This window comes from Anaerolineales bacterium, from assembly GCA_022866145.1.
Classification (GTDB): domain Bacteria; phylum Chloroflexota; class Anaerolineae; order Anaerolineales; family E44-bin32; genus PFL42.
The window spans coordinates 1-7,693 of the sequence record JALHUE010000517.1; the positions used below are offsets into that span (position 1 = coordinate 1).

General features: G+C 66.3%; 7 protein-coding genes. All 7 read right to left on the reverse strand.

Annotation, left to right across the window (positions count from 1 at the left end):
* Positions 1 to 1,514: hypothetical protein (locus tag MUO23_14955; GenBank protein MCJ7514250.1), on the reverse strand; the 1,514-nt coding region annotated here is incomplete at its 3' end.
* Entirely contained in the window at positions 1,511 to 2,800 is a 1,290-nt protein-coding gene (locus MUO23_14960) for an ABC transporter ATP-binding protein (protein ID MCJ7514251.1), read from the reverse strand. The genes MUO23_14955 and MUO23_14960, both read right to left, overlap by 4 nt.
* Before the next feature lie 45 nt (positions 2,801 to 2,845).
* Entirely contained in the window at positions 2,846 to 3,724 is an 879-nt protein-coding gene (locus MUO23_14965; protein MCJ7514252.1) for an ABC transporter permease, read from the reverse strand.
* Entirely contained in the window at positions 3,721 to 4,698 is a 978-nt protein-coding gene (locus MUO23_14970; protein MCJ7514253.1) for a GDP-L-fucose synthase, read from the reverse strand. Before MUO23_14970 ends, MUO23_14965 begins: the two co-directional genes overlap by 4 nt.
* Positions 4,695 to 5,234, reverse strand: coding sequence for a winged helix-turn-helix transcriptional regulator (locus MUO23_14975; GenBank protein MCJ7514254.1), 540 nt, complete (start codon positions 5,232 to 5,234; stop codon positions 4,695 to 4,697). The genes MUO23_14970 and MUO23_14975 overlap by 4 nt, the downstream gene beginning before the upstream one ends.
* Positions 5,235 to 5,333: 99 nt before the next feature.
* Positions 5,334 to 7,376, reverse strand: a complete 2,043-nt coding sequence (locus tag MUO23_14980; protein ID MCJ7514255.1) for a hypothetical protein — start codon at positions 7,374 to 7,376, stop codon at positions 5,334 to 5,336.
* Positions 7,377 to 7,406: 30 nt separating this feature from the next.
* On the reverse strand, positions 7,407 to 7,693 hold a 287-nt coding region (locus tag MUO23_14985), incomplete at its 5' end, for a hypothetical protein (protein MCJ7514256.1).

Below are 7,693 nucleotides of genomic sequence, written 5' to 3' on the forward strand. Positions count from 1 at the left end.
GCGGCTTCATCCTCCCAGAAGCGCACCAGGTGCCAGGGGAACGGGAATGGATAGTCGAAGAAGAACCGGTAGGCGTAGCGCCAGGCGAGATCCACCTGCTCGCGGCTCAGTCGGTCGCCCCGCGGGCGGCGGACCAGGGAGTCGATGGCGGCGGCGTACGCCTCCCACGTCTCGGGATCGAGGGTGAAGCCGCGGCCGCGATAGTGGGTTCGACCGGCAACCACCACCGGGACCCCCGCCATGGCCATCTCCAACCCTGCCGTCGTCGTGTACACCAATCCCAGGTCGGCGAGATCGATGACGTCATAGGTGTTGAAGGGCGAGTCGGGCGGCACGACGGTCACGTGCCCAGGCAGGTCCGGCAAGGTCTGGTGCACGATCTCCGTCGAGGGCAGCCCGGTGCCAAGCGACTCGCCCGGGTGGACCCGAACCACCAGTTGGACATCGTGGCGGCCACCGAACAGCCTGACGGTGCCTCGCAGCCAGTCGGCCATACCTTCGGAGAACACCTGGCGGCCCAACGCCAGGCTGTCCCCCACGACATTTGTACACAGCACCGCCACCGGGCGGTGGGGGTCGAGGCCGAGGGCCTGGCGCACCGACTCCGCACCCTGGCGGCCGCCCGCCTGCCACTGCCGGCCGAAGTTCTCCCAGCGCCTACCCTGACGCCGGGCTTCTGTCATGTCCCGCAGGTTCGCCAGTTCCTGGGCGGAAAGCGCCTCTTGCCGGCGGGCGTTCCAGAAGGCTTCGGTGTCCTGCAACATGACTTCATCATCGCCGGCAAGCCAGATCCTTTCTCGCTGCTCGCCGAATTCATAGGTGATCACCGGAAGTTGGACATGACGGGCGACGCGGTAGGCAACGCCGAAATCCAGTAGGCTGCCGTTAGGGATCACAGCCCCCCGGAAATCCTCGGATCGGAGTAGGTCGAGGGTGCTGGCTGCCAGGCCGAGATTGCGCCGGCGGCGGAACTCGAGCAGCCGGCCATCGTCGCTGGCGGGCGACGGATCGATCTCTTCCCGGCTCTGGATGTACTGCACATCCCGCCGGCTTTGGGCTTCCAGCCCTTGCGCCAACGCACTGGGGAGGCCCGCGCCGGAACGCGGCCGAAGTTCGTGCAACCTCACCAGCTTACCCACGGGCTGCAGGCTCCGGCGGACGTAGACCGACTGTCGCTCCCTCTCCGCGGCCGGTAGGTCCTGGCGCCAATTTCGATCCGGAACATACGCCAGGTGGACGCTGGCACCCTGCCCCGCCAGGAGAAGCGCCAAGGCCGCGCTGTACTCAAGCCACCATGGCAGCCATGCCACCAGCAATACCGGGCGCCCCGGTTCGGCTGCCGCTTGTCGTCTCGCCCGCTCTGCAGCCTCGAGCCATCGAGGCAGTGCACCCGAGAGCCGCTCGAGGCGGTAGTTCCCCAGCACGGGCGGATTGCCCGGCCGCAACTGCTGCAGCATGCCGGGAGCGATCGGCACCGCTCCTGCGGCCTGGCGGGCGATCCGTCGCAGACTCACGGCGCGCTCTCGATCTCCCAGCTCAGCGCCGGCCTCAATGGGCCTCCACGCTGCTCCCCCCATTGGCTGCCGACGGCTCCTGTGCCATCGACCGTGAAGGCCAGAGCGTACTCATCGGTGAAGTAGGAGCGGAGGCGGAAGGCGCTGGCGTTGACCCCAACCACGAACCGTCCTTCATTGAGGGTGTTCCCCGGCACGCTGCAGCGGCTGACGTAGGTGCCTTCGGGCCGGACGGGCAGGGCCTGGAAGCGATCCAGGGCGTCGGTGTCAAAGGAGGTGAAAACCGGCTCGCCCTTGGATGTGGAAAGGTAGATGCCCACCCGCAAGGCGCTGATCGCCTCCTGCAATCGGTAGGTGAACTCGATCGCGAACGGCTGGGCGGCGCTCACTTGCTCCGCCGGGCGTCCATCGATTCCGACGATGCGCAGCCGCAACGGGCGGAAGGGCGCGGCCGCTACGGCGTGCGGCTCGTCACCCCAGCCTCGCTCCCCGGTCTGGGCCAGCCCGGAAGACAAGTAGGAGTCCACCGCTCTTGGCGTCCGGTCGCGCAGCAGCAGCCGCCCGGCGTCGATGACCAGCGTCTCTTCGGTCAAGCGCAGCACGGCCGACATGTTGTGGCTGACGAACAGCACCGTCCGCCCGCGCTGGGCGACGTCGCTCATCTTCCCCAGGCACTTGCGCTGAAACTCGGCGTCGCCCACCGCCAGGACTTCATCGACAATCAGGATCTCCGGCTCCAGGTGAGCGGCCACCGAGAATGCCAGTCGCAGGTACATCCCGCTGGAGTAGCGCTTCACCGGGGTGTCGATGAAGCGGTCGATGTCGGCAAACTCGACGATCTCGTCAAACTTGGCGGCGATCTCTGCGCGTCGCATTCCCAGGATGGCGCCATTGAGGAAGGTGTTCTCCCGCCCGGTCAGCTCGGGATGGAAGCCGGTTCCGACTTCGAGCAGCGAGCCGACCCGGCCGCACACTTCGGCGCGGCCTTCGGTTGGCTCCGTCACCCGGGCCAACAGCTTGAGCAACGTGCTTTTTCCGGCGCCGTTCCGACCAATGATCCCGAGGACCTGTCCTTTGCGCACATCGAACGAGACATCGCGCAGCGCCCAAATGGACTCACGGCGTCGGGCCTTCTCCACCGCCGGGCTGCCTCGCCGCGCCCGCCCGACCGTCCTGGCGGCAGAATCCGACAGCGCATCGCGCAGCGTCCGGTACCCCCCAACGCTCTCGCCAAGGTAGTACTGCTTGCCGAGCCCCTCCACGCGGATGGCGATGTCTTCGCTCATCGAACGCGCCGCCCTCGGAGATCGCCGGCGGCCTGAGGCTTGAGGTCAGACGAGGTCGGCAAAGGTCCGCTCCATCCTTCGGAAGAAGGCCGTGCCGGTGACCATCAGCCCCAGGGCGACTGCCGCCGAGATCGCCATCAGGCCCCACGGGAAGACCGAACCATCGGCGGCCGCGTAGAGCGACCAGCGGAAGCCTTCAACCACGCCGACCATGGGATTCATCCAGTACAGCGGTTGGTAGGCCACCGGCACCACGCTGACGGGGTAGGTGATGGGCGTGACAAAGAACCACACCCGCACCAGAAACGGGATCACGAAGGCGACATCGCGGTACGAGACGTTCAGGGCCGCCAGCCACAAGCTGACCCCGACGGTTGTCATCACGGTCACCAGCAGGAAGATCGGCAGGGCGAGGACCGCCAGGCCGGGGCGCATCTGGTAGTACACGATCATGCCCAGGAACACGACTGCCGCCAGCAGAAAGTCCAACAGCCCGGCCAGGATCGGCGCCATCGGGATGGCAATGCGCGGGAAGTACACCTTTGTGACCAGGTTCCTCCCGGCCACCAGGCTGGTGCCCGCCTTGCTCACGCCTGCCTCGACCAGCTGCCACGGCAACAGGGCCGCATAGGAAAACACCGGGTAGGGGCTGCCGTCGGTCGGGACGCCGAGGAACCGGCCGAAGAAAATACTGAAGACCACCATCGTCAAGAACGGCTGCAGGATGGCCCAGCCGGCGCCGAGCAGGGATTGCTTGTAGCGGACCTTGACGTCGCGCCAGACCAGGAAGTAGATCAGCTCGCGGTAGCGCCACAGTTCACGTAGATCGATACCGCTCCAGCCGCGCGTTGGCCGGATGTAGGTCACCATCGGTCGGCCGGCCGCAGGGGAGTGCGTCGAGGCCGGTTCACCGCTCAAGCTCATCGAAGGATCCGCTCCCGGTTTTCCTGGTACCAGGCGATCGTGCGGCGCAGCCCGTCTTCGAAAGGCATGGCAGCCCGGAACCCCAACAGTTCCTCGGCCCGAGAGACATCCAGCGCCCGCCGCGGCTGTCCGTTGGGGCGGCTGGTGTCCCAGGTCAGCCGGCCCTGGAAGCCCGTCAGTTGGACGATCAGCTCCACCAACTGACGGATGCTGATCTCCCTTCCAGAGCCGAGGTTGATCGGCTGATCGCCGTTGTAGCGCTCGGCACCCAGCAAGATGGCTTCGGCTGCATCCTCAACGTACAGAAACTCGCGGGTGGGTGAGCCGTCCCCCCAAACCACGATCTCCGGCTCCCCCCCCAGCCGGGCTTCCACGCACTTGCGAATCAGCGCCGGGATAACGTGTGAGCTCTCAAGGTTGAAGTTGTCACGCGGGCCATACAGGTTGACCGGGATCAGGAAGATGGCGTTGAACCCGTACTGCTGCCGATACGTTTGAGCCTGGATCAACATCATCTTCTTGGCCATCCCGTAGGGCGCATTGGTCTCCTCCGGGTATCCCTTCCACAGATCATCTTCTCGGAAGGGAACCGGCGTGTACTTGGGGTAAGCGCAGACCGTCCCCAGGGCGACGAACTTCTCGACGCCGGCCTTCCAGGCTTCGTGCATCAGCTGGGTGCCCATCATCAAGTTGTCATAGAAGAACTCGGCCGGATGGGCGCGGTTGTGGCCGATCCCGCCGACGCGCGCCGCCAGGTGCAGGATGATGTCCGGGCGCGCCTGGTGCAGCATGCGGTGGATGGACTCGGGCTGCACCAGGTCGTACTCCTCGATCACCGGCACGAAGATATCGTGGGCCCCGCGCGCCTTGAGCTTTTCCAGGAGGAAGGAGCCGAGGAAGCCGGCCCCGCCCGTCACGCACACCCGTCGGGAGGCCCAGAAGTCCGAGCTGCTCACGGTGTCGCTCGCGCTCATGCTGCGCCCTCACTCTCCGCCGCACGGAGAGCAGCCGGCGCCCCCACCTGCGTGTGGCTCTCCGGCTCGCGCAGGGTGACCTGGCGACCGTCCACAAGCAGGATCGCGGTCCGACCGTGCTCGCTGTGCCCGGCCAATGGCATCCCCAGTTCAAGACAGGTCAGCCGGCAGACCTCGGCAATCTCGCCGTCCCCCTGGACCTGCAGGGACTGGTAGCCCATCCTGCGGGCGGTGGCCACCACTTCCGAGGCTGCCCGCCGCGTCTGGCGGTAGAGCAACATCGAGTTCTCGATGTAGGCCACTGTCAGGTGCGCCCGCAGACTCAATCCCTCGGGGGTGATGATGTAGCGAAGCTTGCGCCGCTCCGCCCGTTTGACTTTGACGTAGCCCTTGGCGACCAGGCGCTTGAGGTGCCAGTTGACCGTCCCGACGGCGACGTCCAATCGGGTGGCCAGGTCCGCCTGTGTCGTGTCCGGGTCACGCTCGATTTCCTCTAGGATCTTCAGATCCCGAGCCAGTTCTCGTACAGGATCCATGCGCGCTCCGCCCTCTGAACCTAAAATTCAGCAGTTGAATTATAACTTGGGCCCGGCAATCGTCAACTTACCGCTTCGCCGGGAGCTTGGCGGGTCAGGCTAGCTGTCAGGCGCCTGCCCGGTGGACCCGCATCCCCGAATGTCCCACAGCCAGCGGTCCCCGTTGCGGCCGCTGTCGTCGATGGAGCCGACCAGGAGTGGGCAGCCAGATAGGTAGGCCTGCTGTCCAGCCGGCGAGATCTTCTGCCACCAAGATTGGTCCATGTAGACGTAGCTGTAACCGGCGGCAGCGGCAGCCGCCGGGTCCGGATCCCGCACCAATGCCCGCCATTCCTCCAACGGCTGCTTGTCGACCCCGGTGGAATGCGTCAGCCGGCCGAGAAGGACGACGGCCCGCCACAGGTGCGAGTCGAGCACCCAGGCCTCAGGCTCGAGCCTGTCCCAGTGAGCCTCTGCCATTCGGGCGTCAATCAAGGTGAAGTCCTCGGCGATCATCGGGCGCGCCAGGCTGGTCAGGAGCGCACCCAGGGCGAACAGACCGGGAAGAATCAAGCCCACCCCCCATGCCACCGACAGCACCTGGAAGTCTGCCCGTCGGGGACGGCGGTGGGCCAGGGTCCAGAGCGCGGCTGTGCCCAGGATGGCCCATGTGAAGAGGGCGAAGGCCGTCAGTCGGGTGATGTCGCGATCGGACTCATAGCGCAGCAAGAAGGGGAGGACGAACCCGGGCACGGCCCCCAGGGCGATTGAGGCCTCTGCCAGGCGGCCGCGGTTCAGCCATCGGCTGGACCACCAGGTGACCAGCGGCGCGGCCAGAAGGACCAATCCGAGCTCGGCCAGGGCCAGCAACAGCAGCAGCCGGTGGGTGACGAACAGTTCCTGCAGAGTCAGCTCACCCAGTTGAGCTGAGACGAAGGCCGGTGGCAAGCGAAGCGCGAACGGCAGACCTGTGGAACTTGCGCCTCCCCCATCCGATACAAGCCCCAGGCGCACGACTTCGGTGAGCGTGCCGCCTTGCACGAGGGCCAGCACGCCGGCCAGTAGGAATGCCGCCAGGACCACCAGACTGCGGCGCCTCGGCCCCGAGCGGGTCCTGCGTATCCATAGGAGCAGCGCCGCGGCGGCGCTGCCAAGTCCCGCCAGCAGGAAGTCCGTCTCCCAAGCTAGTGCCCAAGCCGCCAACACCAGGCCCAGGCTGATGACCCCGGTCCGGCCACGCGTCCGGCCAGCCACCAGGACAAACAGAAAGAGCATCGCCCTGGACATCCCAATCGCCGAGGAATGCATGGAGAGGCTCAGCGGCTGCAGGATCCCGTTCACATAGGCGAACGGGATCGGCATCGGAGGCCCCCCTGCGATAATCCAGGGACCACCCAAGCCCAGCAGGAGTGTGTCCGCGCTGTCGACGGCCGACCCCTGCAGCGCCAAGATGTCTGAGATCTGGCGCAGCCAACCCGGTGGCAGGAAGAGCAGGAGGTATCGGCTTCCGGAGGCGAACAGGGCGATGAGCGCCAGCGCCACACCGCCTCGCCCACTGTGGGTCAGGCGGCGGCCCGTCAGGTAGGCCAATCCCGCCGCCAAGGCTACCGTCACGCCCTTGGTCAGGTCGAGGGCGCTCCAGGGGAACAGGCCCCCCAGGCGCATCAGCGCAGCCGCGAATAGCTGCGAGCCGTAGTGATAACGGAAGTAGGCGATGCCGTTCATATAGAAGTGAGGCGGGATATCCCCGGCCGCCATCAAAGAGACAATGGACAGGTTCTTGCGGTCGTCGAAGATCCCGAGGCCGCGGGCAATCAGGCTCGCCACCACGGCGATAGCCGCCAGGGCCAGCACCAGCCTCCAGGGTGCCAGATCCCGGCGATCCAACAGCGCCTGCTGGCTGCGAGCGCCGGCGGCAACCCCAGCCATCAGGACGAGCAGACCGCCCAACCAGAAGGCCGCATCGGCTGACATGGCGTGGCCCAGCAAATTGACCAGGGTGATGTACGTTGCCAGGCCGATCCCCGCCCCAGCAAGCAGCCGCTCGCCTCGCTCCAGCGCGAAGGCATGCCGGGCCAGCAGCAGACCGCCCAGCCAGGTCATGCCTGCGACCAGGATCAGCCCGAGTGGATGAAGGAGGTCAACGGTCCGGATCCAATACATGACAGGATGCTCCGCGCGGCGCCCCGGGCCCTAGTCTTGCTTGGGGACCAGGAGCCAGAGGTTGACCTCGGACAGCTCGGCTTCGACCTGATAGGAGTCCAGCAAGGGAATGACCACACCCTCGAGCCAGGCGTCGTTCTCCTCCCCGAAGGCATGTTGGGCGCCTTGTGGGTTGGAGTTCAGAGAATCGGTCACCACCTGGGCGAAGCGGTGGGCTTCCAGGTCGCGGCGGAACTGCTCCAGATAGCCCGGGTTCCTCGACATCGCCATCTCCATCAACTGGACCTTCTCGTAGGGCTCGACGAGCGGAAGGTCGA